The sequence below is a fragment of the Bradyrhizobium sp. i1.15.2 genome (assembly GCF_040548425.1).
Classification (GTDB): domain Bacteria; phylum Pseudomonadota; class Alphaproteobacteria; order Rhizobiales; family Xanthobacteraceae; genus Bradyrhizobium; species Bradyrhizobium canariense.
In genome coordinates, this window is sequence record NZ_JBEPRQ010000034.1 from 53,946 (window position 1) to 69,802 (window position 15,857).

The 15,857-nt window shown below is 61.0% G+C and carries 15 protein-coding genes, 1 tRNA gene and 3 pseudogenes; 8 read left to right on the forward strand and 11 right to left on the reverse strand.

The features are described 5' to 3' along the window. The first annotated feature begins 404 nt into the window (after positions 1 to 404). On the forward strand, positions 405 to 1,391 hold the full coding sequence (locus ABIB80_RS35105) for an IS110 family RNA-guided transposase (RefSeq protein ID WP_502918762.1): 987 nt from the start codon (positions 405 to 407) through the stop codon (positions 1,389 to 1,391). A gap of 388 nt (positions 1,392 to 1,779) precedes the next feature. Here the strand turns inward: ABIB80_RS35105 and ABIB80_RS35110 are convergent. Continuing rightward, positions 1,780 to 2,208, reverse strand: a pseudogene (locus tag ABIB80_RS35110) (hypothetical protein); the annotation flags it as partial. Here ABIB80_RS35110 and ABIB80_RS35115 point away from each other — a divergent pair. Together ABIB80_RS35115 and ABIB80_RS35120 are read left to right on the forward strand one after the other, a co-directional pair. After that, a pseudogene (locus tag ABIB80_RS35115) lies at positions 2,206 to 3,088 on the forward strand (IS630 family transposase); the annotation flags it as partial. The pseudogenes ABIB80_RS35110 and ABIB80_RS35115 sit on opposite strands and share 3 nt — an antisense overlap. Before the next feature lie 276 nt (positions 3,089 to 3,364). Further along, complete coding sequence (locus ABIB80_RS35120) at positions 3,365 to 3,790, forward strand: transposase (protein ID WP_354129166.1); 426 nt, start codon at positions 3,365 to 3,367, stop codon at positions 3,788 to 3,790. Positions 3,791 to 4,299: 509 nt separating this feature from the next. Here ABIB80_RS35120 and groL read toward each other — a convergent pair. Together groL and ABIB80_RS35130 are read right to left on the reverse strand one after the other, a co-directional pair. Next, a complete protein-coding gene (groL, locus tag ABIB80_RS35125; protein WP_354129167.1) occupies positions 4,300 to 5,940 on the reverse strand; it encodes a chaperonin GroEL in 1,641 nt (546 codons plus the stop codon). Between the two features lie 84 nt (positions 5,941 to 6,024). Continuing rightward, positions 6,025 to 6,339 carry a co-chaperone GroES gene (locus tag ABIB80_RS35130; protein ID WP_354129168.1) on the reverse strand — a complete coding sequence of 105 codons (315 nt, stop codon included), beginning with the start codon at positions 6,337 to 6,339 and terminating at the stop codon, positions 6,025 to 6,027. Positions 6,340 to 6,767: 428 nt separating this feature from the next. On the opposite strand from ABIB80_RS35130, the gene ABIB80_RS35135 reads away from it, so the two are divergent. Beyond that, entirely contained in the window at positions 6,768 to 7,028 is a 261-nt protein-coding gene (locus tag ABIB80_RS35135) for a helix-turn-helix domain-containing protein (protein WP_354129169.1), read from the forward strand. 562 nt (positions 7,029 to 7,590) lie between these two features. Here ABIB80_RS35135 and ABIB80_RS35140 read toward each other — a convergent pair. After that, positions 7,591 to 8,061 carry a hypothetical protein gene (locus ABIB80_RS35140; protein WP_354129170.1) on the reverse strand — a complete coding sequence of 157 codons (471 nt, stop codon included), beginning with the start codon at positions 8,059 to 8,061 and terminating at the stop codon, positions 7,591 to 7,593. Positions 8,062 to 8,077: 16 nt separating this feature from the next. Continuing rightward, on the reverse strand, positions 8,078 to 8,332 hold the full coding sequence (locus tag ABIB80_RS35145) for a hypothetical protein (RefSeq protein WP_280096970.1): 255 nt from the start codon (positions 8,330 to 8,332) through the stop codon (positions 8,078 to 8,080). Positions 8,333 to 8,531: 199 nt separating this feature from the next. Here ABIB80_RS35145 and ABIB80_RS35150 point away from each other — a divergent pair, with 199 nt between their 5' ends. Both ABIB80_RS35150 and ABIB80_RS35155 read left to right on the forward strand, forming a co-directional pair. Further along, entirely contained in the window at positions 8,532 to 8,930 is a 399-nt protein-coding gene (locus ABIB80_RS35150; protein WP_354129171.1) for a hypothetical protein, read from the forward strand. A 756-nt stretch (positions 8,931 to 9,686) separates the two neighbouring features. Next, a complete protein-coding gene (locus tag ABIB80_RS35155; protein ID WP_354129172.1) occupies positions 9,687 to 10,124 on the forward strand; it encodes a DUF2441 domain-containing protein in 438 nt (145 codons plus the stop codon). A gap of 16 nt (positions 10,125 to 10,140) precedes the next feature. On the opposite strand, the gene ABIB80_RS35160 is transcribed toward ABIB80_RS35155, so the two are convergent. From ABIB80_RS35160 to ABIB80_RS35175, 5 genes and pseudogenes are all read right to left on the reverse strand, one after another. Next, positions 10,141 to 10,467 carry a site-specific integrase gene (locus ABIB80_RS35160; RefSeq protein ID WP_354129173.1) on the reverse strand — a complete coding sequence of 109 codons (327 nt, stop codon included), beginning with the start codon at positions 10,465 to 10,467 and terminating at the stop codon, positions 10,141 to 10,143. A 113-nt stretch (positions 10,468 to 10,580) separates the two neighbouring features. Beyond that, positions 10,581 to 10,778, reverse strand: a pseudogene (locus ABIB80_RS39495) (hypothetical protein); the annotation flags it as partial. A 240-nt stretch (positions 10,779 to 11,018) separates the two neighbouring features. Then, a tRNA-Val gene (locus tag ABIB80_RS35165) sits at positions 11,019 to 11,093 on the reverse strand. Between the two features lie 157 nt (positions 11,094 to 11,250). Beyond that, positions 11,251 to 12,549 carry a coiled-coil domain-containing protein gene (locus ABIB80_RS35170; protein WP_007600524.1) on the reverse strand — a complete coding sequence of 433 codons (1,299 nt, stop codon included), beginning with the start codon at positions 12,547 to 12,549 and terminating at the stop codon, positions 11,251 to 11,253. 119 nt (positions 12,550 to 12,668) lie between these two features. Then, positions 12,669 to 13,274: a DUF1134 domain-containing protein gene (locus ABIB80_RS35175; protein ID WP_007600525.1), complete on the reverse strand. Its 606-nt coding sequence runs from the start codon at positions 13,272 to 13,274 to the stop codon at positions 12,669 to 12,671. 139 nt (positions 13,275 to 13,413) lie between these two features. Here ABIB80_RS35175 and ABIB80_RS35180 point away from each other — a divergent pair, with 139 nt between their 5' ends. Further along, complete coding sequence (locus ABIB80_RS35180; RefSeq protein WP_007600526.1) at positions 13,414 to 13,899, forward strand: YHS domain-containing (seleno)protein; 486 nt, start codon at positions 13,414 to 13,416, stop codon at positions 13,897 to 13,899. A gap of 14 nt (positions 13,900 to 13,913) precedes the next feature. Here ABIB80_RS35180 and cysQ read toward each other — a convergent pair whose 3' ends face one another. Next, positions 13,914 to 14,741, reverse strand: coding sequence for a 3'(2'),5'-bisphosphate nucleotidase CysQ (gene cysQ / locus ABIB80_RS35185; protein WP_088941151.1), 828 nt, complete (start codon positions 14,739 to 14,741; stop codon positions 13,914 to 13,916). A 172-nt stretch (positions 14,742 to 14,913) separates the two neighbouring features. Between cysQ and chpT the strand changes: the two genes are divergently transcribed. After that, positions 14,914 to 15,567, forward strand: a complete 654-nt coding sequence (chpT, locus tag ABIB80_RS35190) for a histidine phosphotransferase ChpT (protein ID WP_007600529.1) — start codon at positions 14,914 to 14,916, stop codon at positions 15,565 to 15,567. The last annotated feature ends 290 nt before the right edge of the window (positions 15,568 to 15,857 follow it).

Here is a 15,857-nt window from a genome sequence, read left to right on the forward strand (position 1 = left end):
TTGGTGACGCGGGAAGGTTCGCTGGTCGTCGAGGCGATCAATCGCGCACAGAGCCTGTTCCCCTGGCTCTTGCGCGGCGTGGACTTCGACAACGACAGCGCCTTCATGAACGATGTCGTCGTGCCATGGTGTCGCGAACAGACGCTCGAAGTCACGCGCTCGCGTGCCTACAAGAAGAACGATCAAGCGTTTGTCGAGCAAAAGAATGGTGCCGTCGTCCGCCGCCTTATGGGCTATGGCCGCTTCGATGGCGTCGAGACGGCGCGGGTGATGGGCCGCCTCTATGCGGTGGCACGGCTTTACGTCAACTTCTTCCAGCCGTCGTTCAAGCTGAAGGAGAAGCGGCGCGAAGGCGCTAAAGTAATCAAGCGCTATCATCCCCCGTCGACGCCCTATGAGCGTGCATTGGCGCATCCCAAGGTGATCGCGGCCGTGAAGAAACGGCTGCGAGATCAGTATCGTTCGCTCGATCCAGTCGCACTGTTGGCCGAGATTCGCGCAATCCAGGACGAACTCGGCAATCGCGTCGATCGTCGTGCCGGGCAGGGACACAGTCTGCAATGCGTCAGCACGAGCTCCGCGCCAGGGACCGCAGCCACTTTTACGCTCGGCATGCGCACGCAGCTTTGTCGGTCCGAATGAACAAGAGCATCAGAATGATGCGAGGGCTTGCCGAACTGGTGCGGGTTGGATGGTATCGAGAGGTAAAAGTCAAAAGTGAGGAAAGCCAGAAGATCCGAGCGATCCTTGTCGCCAGATCTCGGCTCATGCGCCGAGACATCGAGAACCAGATTCGCAGTTTGATCAAGGAATGTGGATTGCTGTTCCCTGGCGCGATCGGCCAACAATTCCGCAACCAGGTCAGCGAACTCTTGGGCGTCGATCATTTGCTTCTCAGCGTGATATCGCCGCTGCTCTCGATCCATGAGAACGTTTGTCAACAACAAGGTAAGTTCGACAACGAGGTCCGCCGGTTGGCAAAGCTGGACGAGACGACGCGTCGCCTGATGACGGTCCCGGGGGTCGGTGTCGTGACGGCCCTAACGTTCCGCCACACGATCGATGACCCCTCGCGCTTCCGATCGGCTTCGACGGTCGGCGCCTACCTCGGCCTTACGCCGAGGCGCAGCCAATCCGGCGAAACCGACTCCAACGGAAAGATATCTCGATGGGGCGACCGGCTTCTCCGAACTTACTTGTTCGAGGCCGCCACTGTCCTTCTTTATCGAACCAAAAAGTGGTGTTCCCTAAAGGCCTGGGGCATAAAGCTCGCTAAGCGGATCGGCATGAAGAAGGCAAAGGTCGCCATCGCCCGAAAGATCGCCGTGATTCTCCACTGCATCTGGGTCGATGGCACGTCGTTCGACTGGGGCCAGCCGAAGCCAATCTGATATTTGCTCGCAAGTTCCTGGTCCGGTCCGCCGGACTGGCGATGTCCCGCTGGGACGGTGGTCGTGGTGACCTCGGTCAATCGGCTGGTGGCGGTTCGCCCGCACTCCGCTGCAAACGTTGAGGCGCCCGATCCGGACATCATCATGAGGCGCTCGCGACCTCGGAAAGGACCATGACCCCAGCTACGACATCAACCCAACCCGACGAAGCCGCCAACGACATCGATTGCCAAGCCCGCTAGGCAATCGTCTCGCCATCCGCGATCGCTCCGTCTCCGCAACCTGACCAGCTCCGACGGAGCAATCGCTACCGGCGTGTCACTGGAGAGAGGAAGAATGGTAGCTTGACAACAAACCGCAATTAAAGGGCCGATTGACATTCGGGGGTGTCGTCGGTGTAACCCTGGAAGTTCCGACGCAGCCGCCCTTCGCGCTTCGCCGCGGCAAGATTGTCGCGGGGGAGGGCGAAGTGGTCGAAACCAATGCGCACGTAGCCCGCGTCGACCAGGGCTTCTGCAATCAATTCCGACTGAAGATGGCGCTCGACTGTTTGGGGGAGGGCGTGTTCGTCGATCTTGCGCTGATGCTTCTTGAAGGAGGGCATATGCGCGTAACCGAACACCCACAAGCGATCCGGCCGGAGCTCGATGCATTCGGCGACCGTGTCTAGGCACGATTGCATGGTCTGAAGCGGCTCGGCGAAGGTCTCGGGCGCCATGATCGTCGGCGTGCCGCCGCCGAAATGGATGTGCGAGATAGGAAGGCGGTGGCCGATAGTTTCGGCGATTAGGTGCGCCTCCGCTCGCAGGCCCGATTGAGCCTTTGGCGACAACGCTATGCCGATCATGGCCTTGAAGGGCTGCAAGACAAGCCGCGGCCCGGCAAGCAGCCAATCTATACGAAGGCCACAGACGAGCGGATACTGAAGCAGCTGGACAAGCCAGCACCGCAAGGGTTTGCACGCTGGACCGGACCGCTGCTGGCCGAGGCGCTGGGCGATGTTGACGTCCAATATGTCTGGCGGTTCCTGCGCAACCACAAGATCGACCTCGTGGTTCGCAAATCCTGGTGCGAGAGCAACGACCCGAACTTTACGGCCAAAGCCGCCGATGTTGTCGGCCTCTACGTTGCCCCGCCCCAGAAGGCTATGGCGCTCTGCGTGAACGAAAAGCCTTCGATTCAGCCCTTGGAGCGAGCGCAAGGTTATCTGAAGTTGCCCAATGGCCGCGCCTTGACCGGTCAGAGCCACGACTACAAGCGGCATGGCACGACAACGCTGTTTGCAGCGCTCGAGGTTGCGACCGGAAAGATCATCGCGAGCATTCAAAACGGCGGCGCCGTGTCGAGTTCCTCGACTTCATGGACAGCATCAACGCGGCATTTCCGGGCCGCCAGCTTCACGTCATCCTCGACAATCTCAATACCGATAAGAAGAACGAGCACTGGCTCAAAGCCCACCCCAATGTGGAATTTCATTTCACGCCGACAAGCGCGTCCTGGCTCAATCAGGTCGGGGTATGGTTCTCGGTCCTGCAGGGGCAGTCCCTCAGCGGCGCTTCCTTCACAAGCCTTAAGCAGCTCCAGAGCACATCGATGCCTATATCGACGCATACAACGAAAAAGCTGAGTCCTTCGTCTGGACCAGGAAAAGAGTTCGGCAGCGCAGATTCAGAGGCCGCCGTATCACTCAGCTATGATTCCGGGTACTAGCCTAGTTGCGGACGAGCTGGATCGAATGTCAGGGGGCGTTTAGCGGAACGCGTGCACGATCGGGGGATACCGTCGCGCATTATCGCCCAGCGAGAAAAAATGGCTGAACTCAGCCCTAGAATGGTGGCGTCAATTTTCTTGGCTCTGTTGAGCCATGTTTCCGACTTCGCACAATATCTGTTTTGCGAAGCGGTTAGCTCCCAGTATAACAATTGACGTTATTGATTAATTTGGCGTTATCCCGATCAGAGCCACCCTGTTCTGTGACAAGCGGCCACTACACCCATAGCTGCTGCCTGCAACAGAAGAGGAGTGGCGAGCCGGGACAACTCGAACGCTTCGCCTACGAGTACCGCCGCAATGGCACCGTCAATCTCTTCGTCCGCCTCGATGAACAGGCCCTGGCGCAAGGTCAAGGTCACCGAGCGGCCGAAGAGTACGCCCAATGCATGCGCGAACTCGTCGATGTCCATTATCCCGATGCCTCGTGCATCCGCGTCGTGCAGGACAACCTGTCGACCCACTCGGCCGGCGGGCTCTATGAGGCTTTCCCCCCGCCGAGCCAAACGCATTCTGCGCCGCCTCGAGTTCCACTACACCCCAAACACGCCAGCTGGCTCAACATGGTGGAGATCGAGATCGGCGTCCTGCGCGGCCAATGTGCTGCTCCCAAGCGGCAATTGCGCTGATGAGGCGGCCGGAATCATCGATACGGCGGTCCAGGCAACGCAACGCCGCCGGTGCACGCATCAAATGCATGTTCACAACCGAAAAAGCCCGCGCCAAAATGAGCCGCACCTATCCCATCACGCCCAACGAGTCATAGTCACTGTGCCGAGGTACTAGCCGCGCATCCGTTTACAGCTAAGCGCGGGAACCGATGCTATTTAAGTCAGTAGCGCCAATGGTTGGGCTACCGCGACCGCCCGTTCTCAGGTTTTCACTTTGACCAGCCGCCGATGTTGAGGCAGCAGGGAAAGACTGTGCTAAACGGCGACCACCCGCTCGCCTCCCGGTGACATGTCTACCAGCAGACTCGCGAAATCTTAAGCAGAACGTCTACATGGCTTGAGCAACTGCTGATCGTCATTTCCGCAGAGCGCATTCCGCGAGATCAGAATAACGAACTTGAAAAAGCGCAAGCAAAAAAAGACCCCGGCATTTTTCTGCCGGGGATCTCACTTCAGAAAAAGCTGGCTCAGAAGTCCATGCCGCCCATGCCGCCGCCCGGAGGCATCGCGGGGCCGGCGCCGCCCTTCTTGGGCAGCTCGGCGACCATGGCTTCCGTGGTGATCAGCAGGGCCGCAACCGAGGCTGCGTTCTGGATCGCGGTACGGACCACCTTGGTCGGGTCGATGATGCCCTTCTTGACGAGGTCGACATATTCGCCGGTCTGGGAGTCGAAGCCGTAGGCGTACGACTTGTTCTCGAGGACCTTGCCGACGATCACGGAGCCGTCTTCACCGGCATTGATCGCGATCTGGCGAGCGGGCGCGGAGAGCGCCTTGCGCACGATCTCGACGCCGGTCTTCTGGTCGTCGTTCTTGGTGCGCAGGCCCTTGAGCTGCTCGGAGGCACGGAGCAGGGCGACGCCGCCGCCCGGAACGATGCCTTCTTCCACAGCCGCGCGGGTCGCATGCATCGCGTCATCAACGCGATCCTTGCGCTCCTTCACCTCGACCTCGGTCGCGCCGCCGACGCGGATCACCGCGACGCCGCCAGCGAGCTTGGCAAGACGCTCCTGGAGCTTCTCGCGGTCGTAGTCCGAGGTGGTTTCCTCGATCTGCGCCTTGATCTGAGCCACGCGCGCTTCGATGTCGGCCTTCTTGCCGGCGCCGTTGACGATCGTGGTGTTCTCCTTATCGATCATCACCTTCTTGGCGCGACCGAGCATGTTGAGCGTGACGTTCTCGAGCTTGATGCCGAGATCTTCCGAGATCGCCTGGCCGCCGGTCAGGATCGCGATGTCCTGCAGCATGGCCTTGCGGCGATCGCCGAAGCCCGGAGCCTTGACGGCCGCGACCTTCAGGCCGCCACGCAGACGGTTCACGACCAGGGTGGCAAGCGCTTCGCCTTCGACGTCCTCGGCGACGATGACCAGCGGCTTGCCGGTCTGCACCACGGCCTCGAGCAGCGGAAGCAGCTCGTTCAGCGAGGAGAGCTTCTTCTCGTTGATGAGGATGTAGGCGTCGTCCATCTCAACGCGCATCTTGTCGGCGTTGGTGACGAAGTAGGGCGAGATGTAGCCGCGGTCGAACTGCATGCCCTCGACGACGTCGAGCTCGGTCTCGAGCGACTTGGCTTCCTCGACGGTGATGACACCCTCGTTGCCGACCTTCTTCATGGCGTCGGCGAGGAACTTGCCGATCTCCGCGTCACCGTTGGCCGAGATGGTGCCGACCTGAGCGATCTCGTCGTTCGAGGTGACCTTCTTGGAGTTCTTGACGAGGTCCGCAACGACGGCTTCGACCGCGAGGTCAATACCGCGCTTCAGGTCCATCGGGTTCATGCCGGCGGCAACCGACTTGGCGCCTTCACGAACGATCGCAGCCGCCAGAACGGTGGCCGTGGTGGTGCCGTCGCCGGCCGCGTCAGCGGACTTGGAGGCGACTTCGCGCACCATCTGGGCGCCCATGTTCTCGAACTTGTCCTCGAGCTCGATCTCCTTGGCGACGGTGACGCCGTCCTTGGTGATGCGGGGCGCGCCGAACGACTTGTCGAGCACGACGTTGCGGCCCTTCGGACCGAGCGTGACCTTCACCGCGTTGTTGAGAATTTCGACGCCGCGCAGTATGCGGTCGCGAGCGTCTACGCCGAACTTGACTTCTTTGGCTGACATGTGGGTTTTCCTAATATTTTACTTGGTATCACGCTTGGCAACGCCCAGCAGGCGCTCCTCAGGATGAGCAGTGCGAGCGATGGTCTAAGCGGCCTTCTTCTTGGCGGACGCGTCCGTGAGAACGCCCAGGATGTCGCTCTCCTTCATGATCAACAGCTCCTGGCCGTCGATCTTGACCTCGGTGCCTGACCACTTGCCGAACAGGATGCGGTCGCCGACCAGGACGTCGATCGGGATCAGCTTGCCGCTCTCGTCGCGGCCACCGGGGCCGACGGCGACGACTTCACCTTGGGAAGGCTTTTCCTTCGCAGTGTCGGGAATGATAATGCCGCCAGCGGTCTTTTCTTCTGCGTCGATGCGCTTGACCACGACGCGGTCGTGAAGCGGACGGAATTCCATGCAGATCTCCTAAGCATTTACACTATGATTTGACGATTGCTAGCAATCGTTGCCTGCGAGTGCCAACGCGGGCGCAGCTGAAATAGGACTGATTTCTGGAGGAACAAGGGTTTGTAGCCGGAAAATCGGCTGGTCGCGCGGGATCTCTGCGGGGCTTACCCAGATCGACTCTTCGAGTTTGCCACCGAGCACCCGACCTTCTTCTGAGTGAGTTTGTACGTCTCTCGACCTAATGTCGCCGACCAGTTCAATTCCTCTGCCGCGTTGACCTTAAATTCGAGATGGATGATCGATTCCATGAAACCTGCGATGCTGGAGCAGGCTGAATGGGTGGAACGGACGGGTAGTTGGCGGATTCCTCGTTTGCGGTCGGCGAAACGAGGAGCTGTATCATGGCTGCTGGATGGCGGCGTGCGGTCGAGTTGGCGATGACCGACGAAGAGATAGCAACATTGGCGGCGCTTTCGCGGTCGAGAACTGAACTGGCGAGCCGGGTGTCGCGGGCGCGGATGCTGCTGGCGTATCGCGAGAATCCTTCGTTTTGCGCAGTGGGCCAAAGACTTGGAGTCCCTTATCAGACGGTGCAGCGCTGTGTCGAGCGAGCGCTGGCCGATGGTCCGCTGGCCGCCCTCGACCATCGCCCGCGACCCGGCAGGGAACCAACCATCACGCCTGAGGCCAAAGCCTAGTTAGTGTCGTTGGCGTGTGACAAGGCGAGGGACCACGGCTATCCACATGAGTTGTGGAAGACGCGGCTGTTGGCGCGCCATGCGCGCGAACACCGGCCGGCGGCAGGGCATGCATGCTTGGCCAATTTGGTTCAGAGAACGGTGTGCAAGATCTTCGGCAAGGAGGAAATCAAGCCACACAAGGTGTGCTACTATCTTGAAAATCGCGATGCTGAGTTTGAACGGAAGATGGCCGAGATCCTGTGCCGTCTATCGCGAAGTCGTAGTCCTGAAAAAAGCCCCTGCCAAGTCGAAGAGACGGAGAAAGCTGGTGACGATCGTGTCGTGCGACGAAAAGCCGGGAATCTAGGCCATCGCAACGACGGAGCCGGATTTGCCGCCCGAACCGGCATCCACGCCAGCTTTGCGCGACCACGCGTACAAACGGTACGCTCAGCCTGTTGGCCGGGATTGATCTGCTCACCAGCAGGTCCACACTCTCGTCAGAGACCGCCACCGCAGCGCGAGTTCATCAAACTCCTCAGACTTCTTGACGCCGTTTACCCGCGCGACACCGCGGCGACTAGCGCTGATGCTTGCCCGCCACTAGCGAAGCGGCTTTTCGCGTATCGAAAGTGTGCCGATAGCGGCTCATGAATTTTCTGATATGCGAGTAAGTGCTGCTGCTGCTGATTGAACTCTCAATCTGTTGGTGCCAATCAGGGGCCGCATCTAGGACGACAAGTGAATCTACTATCTTTTCGCATACGAGTTCGCGGGCAACTCCAACGAATAATCTGCCATTCACTGCGGCCGCATACACTTCCAGGAAGTTGAGATACTCCACGAATGCGTGACGCTGCTTCGCCGGATCGTCTTGCGAATCGGCTAGCGCGGCCTCGCGTTCGTTCATGGACTTCAGAAAGTCTTGAATGTGCTGAAGAGTCGTCGCCTTGCGGCTGCGCCAAAACTGCCAACTGCTGAGAAGCAGACCAATAGCTGCGGCGGTGCTGGCGCCGAGCTGCGCATATGGAAGTAGATCAGCGATTGGCAAATGGGCTCACGCCGCTCTAGCTTTTATCGGGTTTTGCATTCGAACTCGCAGGTGCGTTTGATGGTGAAGGCGCTGTCCCACTGCCATTTTGAGCTGAAGGGGCCGCAGCAGGCGCATTACCCAGCGCGGTGGCTAGGTTGGCTGACGACAGGCCTTTCTTGAGCAGGGCTTCCTGCAAATTAGCGGTGCTCACCCCGCCTTGAATACCGGGTCTCATTCCACTTAAGGGCATTTGGCTACCCAAGCCACTGAGATCGATCGGTTTGCGCATCTCGTCTTCTCCGAATCAGTAGGTTTCACCCAGGTGACGATATCCGCATTGCGATCACGTTTGACACTGAACGTCGGACGATAGCTGTGGATGGTGATTCGCGCTGAATTCACTGCGTGCTGTGTTCTCAATATGTTCTCAACAAGTCAAGGTTGACGGGAGCGACAGGTGCTTCCGTTAGATTTTCGTTTGAGGCTTTATGAGCGACTTTTACGAGATTGATTTCTTGCCGGTGCATACGTCAAAGAGCGGTGAACCCATGTCGCCATTGGAAGCAATTGTCAGTTGGCTAGAAAAGCAAGACTCCGAGATGCAGGAAGAGATTGCGGGCCTCACAGCGTTCTTGTTGTTCGAAAGCGACGATGTGCTTCTGACGGGTGGCCCGGAGCAACTCAAGACGCTTAAGCAGTGGCTGAGCGAACCGAATTTATCGCCGTACAGGGCGGTAGGCCGCGCGTTCGCTTCCGGGCCTGCTTTGAATATTTTGGCGAAGGTAGATTCGTCGACTCGGGTTGGAAACAGTCGGAGAACATGTTCCGTGAGGCCATCGCCGAAGCTACACGTGATCCCCACTCCGAAGCAGCTCGGTTCGCTGTGAATGCCCAACAATTACTGAACAACCTTCCAGCCCGGAAGGAGAGGTGGCGTCAAGTCGGTCTCTCCTGGGGTGAGCTTGCCCGAACTCACCTGACAAACGAGACGCTCAGCGATTGGAGCGCCTCTGCGGGCGCGAAAGGGCTGTTCAAAAAGAACCCATTGAGGTCACGGGCGTTGTGATCAAGCCAGGCTCCTAAACGCTGCCGACAATGGCATGATGCGTGAGCGCCTCCGGTCTGTCGCGGGAGATCCCCATCGCCCGCGCCTAGGTCGTGACGACCGGGAGCAATCGTGCTCCCGAATCGTCCTTTGCTGTTGGGCAGCTTTCTGTTCTGGGTCTTTCGAGGCTTTAGCCCGAGAATGAGACTAGCCGAATGCACCCAACGTATTGGCCGGTTTCACTGATATTCGCGCGGCAGTTTCGCGACGGCCCTACGGAGCATGATTTCGATGCACCGAACGCAGACAGACTCGCCGTTTCCGGCCGGAGGGTCGACGACAGTCAACTTCTCTGGCGAGAACTCCTCGTCGCAGTGATCGCAGCGGACAGATTCGGGTAAGCTCATGTTGATTCGCACCAGAGATTAGACCGCATGGTTGAACAGGTTAGCGGCCGAAAGTTGTTTCACCTCACCGAAACGAAGCCGTATAAGCAAGCGTTGGCCTTGGGCCAAGTTGTCAAGCTAGGGGAAAGCGACACCCATTTTTTGGTTTTTACGAGGGCTCTCGGACCTACCCTGTGACGAACCAGAACGGAATGACTGTCGAGCTGCGTGCGGTCGAGTTCCTCAAGCAGGTTGAAGCTGGGCATGTCAACTGCCCGATTTTGCCGACAATCGCAGTCGAAGTGGCACGGCACTACGTCATGCTTTGCCGCGAGCTGATAATGGAAGACATCAGGCTTGCAGAGTTCAAGGGCGAGCCGCCGTCCCGCCAACGCTGCTTATACGCCTGCGAAACGGCGGAAGAGGCGCGCTCCTGGAAGCAGCTTGTCGGACTGGGTAGCACGGTGTGCGAGTTGACCTGTACAGGTACGATTCATCGGGCGGATGCCAGTCACTTACTTGCTGACAGTGAGCCTCTTTCCGTAACGAGAGAGCGGGCTCGCAAATACTGGCGGGGCGAGGCGGGCGAGAGTCCCCAATGGGAGACCCTGTTCGTGGGCGATGCCCAGGTGACAGGCTTCGGCCTGTGAAGGGGAAGCGTGTTCGCTACGCGGCTTCTTTTTCAGCGGCATCTCTACGCCGCAGGGTTCGGCCAATGTACTCAGCGATTGCTTCAACGGCTGTTCGCTTCTCAGCCTGCATGTCGTAACGGTCATAGGTCTTTCCGCTGCCGACAATGGCATGATGCTTGAGCGCCTCCGTTGTGTCGCGGGGAATACCCGTGACCCGTGCCCAGGTCGTGGCTGACCGGCGCGCATCGTGCGGAGACCATTCGGCCATCTTCAACTTCAGCCGAAGGCGGCGGACCGCCTGGGACAGAGCGTGCCGGTCAATCGGCTTCTCGCCTTTGCCCGCGTAGACGGGAATCCACAAACGAAAATTGCAAGGTTTGGGGGCCTCAAGCCCCCAATCCCTGCAATCTCAAATGCCGCCGCAACCGGAAAACTGACTCCTGCTCAATCGCTTAGAGCCTTGTTCACGGACGACTCCGCACGCTCCCGCTCCAGAATCACAAGCACAAGCATTGAATACGTCTGCCTACCGCGTTCGGCGAAACGATCGAGATGTCGGACTTGATCATGCCTTCAGAACGGGAGCCTCTTCAGTCGCCGCTGACACGCGATGGTAGAAAGTCCGGCCGGTTCCGCCGGTGGCAACGCCAGCGCGCGCTCCGCCGGTCCTATTTGTCGTACATGGGCCCGTTTATGAATGTTCTTGCGCCACAGCATCGCGTCAATCGGCTTGCCGCCCCAATGATGAGACAGCCGGACTGCGCTGCACGTGCAGCTATGCCTTCAGTGGGGGCGCTGTGTTGGTCGCACAATCGCGGCCTCACCTGGCGGGTGTGCCCACACTGTGCCCCGACTTTTTTCGGGCACACGGAAAGGGAATGCAAGTCATAAGTAATTGAGATCAAAGGGTAATGGTGGGCGCACAAGGGATCGAACCTTGGACCTCTCCCGTGTGAAGGGAACGCTCTCCCGCTGAGCTATGCACCCGAAACCATCATGCAGGCGACCCGAGTTTCGGCCGCCGACGCTTTGGAGCCCGCGATTTAGAAGTGCGGGCCGAAGGTGTCAAGTTTCGAGGCGCTGCCGGACCGGAAAACCTTCTCCCCGGACCCGCAATTCAGCGGTCAGACTGTATTGGGGCGGCTTACGCGCCCTGCTGGCGGGCGCGGGAGGCGTGGGCCTGGAGCGCGCGGATACGTTCGGCCAGTGTTCCGCCGCCTTCGGGCAGGGTGCCGGCGGCCGTGCCGTTGGTCGGGGCGTCATTGGCCGGGCGCGGCGCCGGCCTCGGCGGCTGGCCGGCCTCCGCCGCGAGCAGGGCCTCGATTGGCGAGTTCGGTCCTTCGAGCTGCATCGCGAGCTTGGCCACCTCGGCGGCGATGTCGTTGATGCGTTCGCGCAGCAGCGCGTTCTCCATCCGCTCGGTCGCCCAGGAGCTCTCGGCCTGTTGCTGGATCGCGTTGATGTCGCGCTGGAGCTTGGCGCGCTCGTCGCGGGCGGTGCGGAGCTGCTCCTCCAGCGCGGTCTTTTCCGCGCGGATCGATTCCATCGCGGCCGACGATTTACCGCCGCTCAAGGCCGCGATCTCGACGCGCAGCTCCTTGATGGTGCGCTCGTTGCCCTCGTTGGCCTGGCGGAGCTGGTTGTTCTCATAGTCGCGCTCGGCGAGCAGCTTGCCCTGCGTGGCAAGGCGTCCCTCGAGATCGCCGACGCGGCCCGACAGCATCTCGGCCTCCTTCACCTGCACGATGAGCTGACGATCGAGATCGGTGACGCGCTGGCTCAGATTCTCGACCCGGCCGCGGGCGTCGCCGAGCTCGCGCGAGGCGGTCTCGGATTCGGTGCGCTCCTGCGCCAGCCGCGCCTGCGTCGCGGCAAATTCCTTTTCGGCGTCGCCGACGCGGTTCTTCAGCTCCTCGATCTGCGCACGGACCACAACCAGCTCGACCTGACGGCTCTCCGCCATCATCGAGCGGTCGGACAGTTCGGAATTGATCTTTGCGAGCTCGCCCTGCTTGTCGGTCAGCGCGAGCTCGGCGGCACGCAGGGCTGCGGTCTTGGTGTTGAATTCCTCTTCGGTGGCGCGGAGCTGCTCCTTCACCGCCTTCTCGCGCGCCTCCAGCGCGAAGATCGTGGCGTTCTTCTCGCCGAGCTCGATCTTCATGCGGTTGATGGCGTCGCTCTTCTTGCCGAGCTCGGCGAGCTGGCTCGTGGTCTTGTTCTTGAGCTGGTCGACGCTCATCTCCAGCCGTCGCGCCGACATGGCGAATTCGGCGCGGAGCTGGTCCTTGTCGGCCTGGATCTCGGCCATCGACAACGGCGTGGCGGCCTCGAGCCGGCGCGTGGTCAGGCGCACGGCGCGGTTATGCACCAGCGGCACGATCGCAAGCCCGCACAGCATCGAGAGCAGGAAACCGATCGCCAGGTACATGATCGGTTCGACCATGGGCCAGAACTCCCAAAGCTAAGGAAAAATTTACCAAGGACATTGCATGCGGGGCCGGCAAAAAGCCAGCCCCGACATGTCGTTAACCTTGATCCGTCGCCGGAGGGGAAAGCGGAACGCTAGAACGGGTTCCAGGTCGCGCGCGGGGTGAATTTCAAATAGCCGATATTGGCTCCCAGCCGCAGGCCGAGGCCCGAGCGGATCGGCACCAGCACGATGTTGTTGGCGGTGAGCGCCGTCATGCCGAAGCCGCCGATGATATAGGCCGAGCCGTCGAGGCCGGCGAAGCGCTGGTAGATCGCGTTGGTGGCGGGCAGATTATAGACCAGCGTCATGGTGCGCGCGCCGTCGCCGCCCCAGTCGAAGCCGAGCGAAGGACCCTGCCAGTAGACCCTGAGGTCGCCGGCGTTCTTGGTGTAGAGCGTGCCTTCGCCGTAGCGCAGGCCGGCGACGAAAGCGCCAGACCCTTCCTCACCGAGGATATAGCCGTTGGGCAGGCCCCATTGGCTGACCGCCTTCTCGATGATCGAGGCGAGACCGCGCGAGACGTTACCGAAGAAACGGTGGCCGGCGTTCACGAGTTCGTCCGGCCCATAGGTGGTGGGCGTCTGGGTCCGCTGCGGCGGCGGCAAATCGGGCGGCGGCGGCTGCTGGGCGGAAGCCGGAATGATCCACCCGACCATCGCGGCAAGCGCGACTGCGGCAAGGCGTGATGCGAAAGTCATAAAAGAACCCCTGGTATCGAATCCGGTCGCTTCCTTAACCTGACGCCAACAGGCACGGCTCTAGGTTGCGCCGGATGTCCCCTCGACTCGGATGTTATCCGCAGCAACTATGACGGCACAACGGCAGGAAGCCAGCCCTTTGCGCCCCGGAATTGCCTTGATCGGCCTTCTGGTCTGCATGCTGTCGGGCATTTGGATCCTCTGCATGGGGTTGCCGGCACAGGCGGCCACCACCGAGCGGATCGTCGTCAACCGCTTCAGCGGCGTGGCGATCGAGGGCTTCGACCCCGTGGCCTATTTCGTCGATGGCGCGGCCGTGCAGGGGACGGCCGAGTTCGAGGCGAACCTGTGGGGCGCGGTCTGGCGCTTTCGGAACGAGGGCAACCGGGCCTCTTTCCTCGCCCATCCCGAGGTCTACGGGCCGCAATTCGGCGGCTACGATCCGGTCGATATCGCCCGGGGCGTCACCATCGCCGGTAACCCCCGTTTCTTCGGGATCGCGGCGCAGCGGCTCTATCTGTTCAGCCGGGAAGCCAATCGCGACGCCTTCGCCGCCAATCCCGAGCGCTTCCTCTACGAGGTGGGCAAGCGCTGGCCGGCCCTCGAGGACAAGCTCAGCCAGTAGGCCCCTTCACGACGTCAGAGTCTTGCCGCCTGCGGGTCACCCCAGGCGATGAACTCCGGGATGATGAAGCCGGCATCGTGCCGCTCGCCGAAGCGGAGCGCGCCGCCCTTGCCGTCGGTCACGCTGCCGCCGGCCGCGGTCACGACAGCGTAGCCGGCCCCGACGTCCCATTCACAAGTGGGCCCAAAGCGGGGATAGATGTCGGCACTGCCTTCCGCGATCCGTCCGAATTTCACGGCCGAGCCGACCGTCTTTCTGACGGCGCTGGGGCGGTGATCGATGAACGCCTCGGTTCTGGGATCCCCATGCGAGCGGCTCACCGCGGCGATCCAGGGCTCGCCCCGAGGCGGCAGCTTGCGGGTATGGATCGGCTCGGCAGCGCCGATGGTCGCGCCGTCAAACCCGACCCGCTCGGCGCCGCGGCCGACGATGCCGCGCCAGAGCAGCCCGAGTGCAGGGGCGCTGACGATGCCCAGCACCGGCACGCCCGATGTCACGAGGGCAAGGTTGACGGTGAACTCGTCGCGCCCGGCGACGAACTCCTTGGTGCCGTCGAGCGGGTCGATCAAGAAGAAGCTCTCGCGGAACGGCGGCGAGGCGAGCTGGGTCCGCTCTTCCGAGAGCGTCGGGATGTCGCCCGCAAGCTGCGCCAGCCCGTCCGCGATGATGCGGTCGGCGGCAAGGTCGGCCTCGGTGACCGGCGAGCCGTCCTGTTTGCCGTCGACCCGCATCGCGGTGCGGTTGACCGCGAGGATGGCTTCACCCGCCTTCACCACCAGCGCGGTGAGCGGCTCCATCAGGTGGGAGGCGGCCGTGCTGTCGATGATCCGCTTCACCTGCATGCCTCATTCATCGGTAATTCCATCCCTACGCGAGTGATTCGCCGCGGCATTAGGGCCGGTTCGAACCGATCGCAAGCTAGCTGCCACGGGCTTGCGAATGTTAGAACCTGCGGCATTCGTCAAGCATGCTTGATTCGCCGCGTCCGCGCCGTGCAAATTCCAGGAACCCTTTATGTCTGACGCTTCGTCACCCGCTACCGTCACCGCTCCAGATGCGCTCGAACTCGCTGCGCTGCTGTGCTCGCGGGTCTGCCACGATCTCATCAGCCCTGTCGGCGCCATCGTCAATGGGCTCGAAGTGCTCGACGACGATCCCAAGCCCGACGACCGCGAGTTCGCACTCGACTTGATACGCAAGAGCGCGAAAACCGCCTCCGCCCGCCTCCAGTTCTGCCGCCTCGCCTTTGGTGCGGCCGGCTCGTCCGGCGCGCAGATCGATCTCGGCGATGCCCAGACCATGGCGCGCGGCCACATCGAGGACGGCAAGTGCTCGATCACCTGGAATCTGCCGCGGATCTTGCTGCCGAAGAATCGCGTCAAGCTGCTGCTCAACATGTTGGTCGTTTCGCAGCACACGATCCCGCGCGGCGGCACGCTGACGATCGATCCGATCGGCGAGGGCGAGACGATGAGCTTCCGCATCACCGCGACCGGACACAATGCGCGCCTGCCGCAGAACATCTCCGAACTCCTGAGCGGCGAGCGCGGCCCGGCCGCGGATGCGCACGCGATCCAGCCTTATTATACGCGGCTGTTGGCAGAGGCTTGCGGGCTGACCGTGAGGCTCGCGCACGAAGGCGAGGCCATCACCATCATCGCGTCGTAGACACGAAGCCGCTCTCAAACGTTAATCGAATCTTTACAAGGCGCTTCGGCTTGTCCGGAGCGCCTTATCTCTTTGTTGATTCCGTTCTTTTCCACATACTCAACCAATATTAAACGCTTTGCGGTGAAGCTGGCCCCATTCCGAATTGGCGCATCACGTCTTGTGTGCGCGCCCTCCCTGTATGAAGGCCTGTTTTCATGGATGATCTGTTGCGGGAGTTTTTGACGGAAACCAGCGAGAGCCTGGACACCGTGGACAATCAGCTGGTGAAGTTCGAGCAGGAGCCGAAC

What these genes read in the sequence shown, in the direction of transcription:
- groL (WP_354129167.1), bottom strand. Translation starts at nt 5,940, where the DNA reads ATGTCAGCCAAAGAAGTCAAGTTCGGCGTAGACGCTCGCGACCGCATA.
- ABIB80_RS35130 (WP_354129168.1), bottom strand. Translation starts at nt 6,339, where the DNA reads ATGGAATTCCGTCCGCTTCACGACCGCGTCGTGGTCAAGCGCATCGAC.
- ABIB80_RS35135 (WP_354129169.1), top strand. Translation starts at nt 6,768, where the DNA reads ATGACCGACGAAGAGATAGCAACATTGGCGGCGCTTTCGCGGTCGAGA.
- ABIB80_RS35145 (WP_280096970.1), bottom strand. Translation starts at nt 8,332, where the DNA reads ATGCGCAAACCGATCGATCTCAGTGGCTTGGGTAGCCAAATGCCCTTA.
- ABIB80_RS35150 (WP_354129171.1), top strand. Translation starts at nt 8,532, where the DNA reads ATGAGCGACTTTTACGAGATTGATTTCTTGCCGGTGCATACGTCAAAG.
- ABIB80_RS35155 (WP_354129172.1), top strand. Translation starts at nt 9,687, where the DNA reads ATGACTGTCGAGCTGCGTGCGGTCGAGTTCCTCAAGCAGGTTGAAGCT.
- ABIB80_RS35170 (WP_007600524.1), bottom strand. Translation starts at nt 12,549, where the DNA reads ATGGTCGAACCGATCATGTACCTGGCGATCGGTTTCCTGCTCTCGATG.
- ABIB80_RS35175 (WP_007600525.1), bottom strand. Translation starts at nt 13,274, where the DNA reads ATGACTTTCGCATCACGCCTTGCCGCAGTCGCGCTTGCCGCGATGGTC.
- cysQ (WP_088941151.1), bottom strand. Translation starts at nt 14,741, where the DNA reads ATGCAGGTGAAGCGGATCATCGACAGCACGGCCGCCTCCCACCTGATG.
- chpT (WP_007600529.1), top strand. Translation starts at nt 14,914, where the DNA reads ATGTCTGACGCTTCGTCACCCGCTACCGTCACCGCTCCAGATGCGCTC.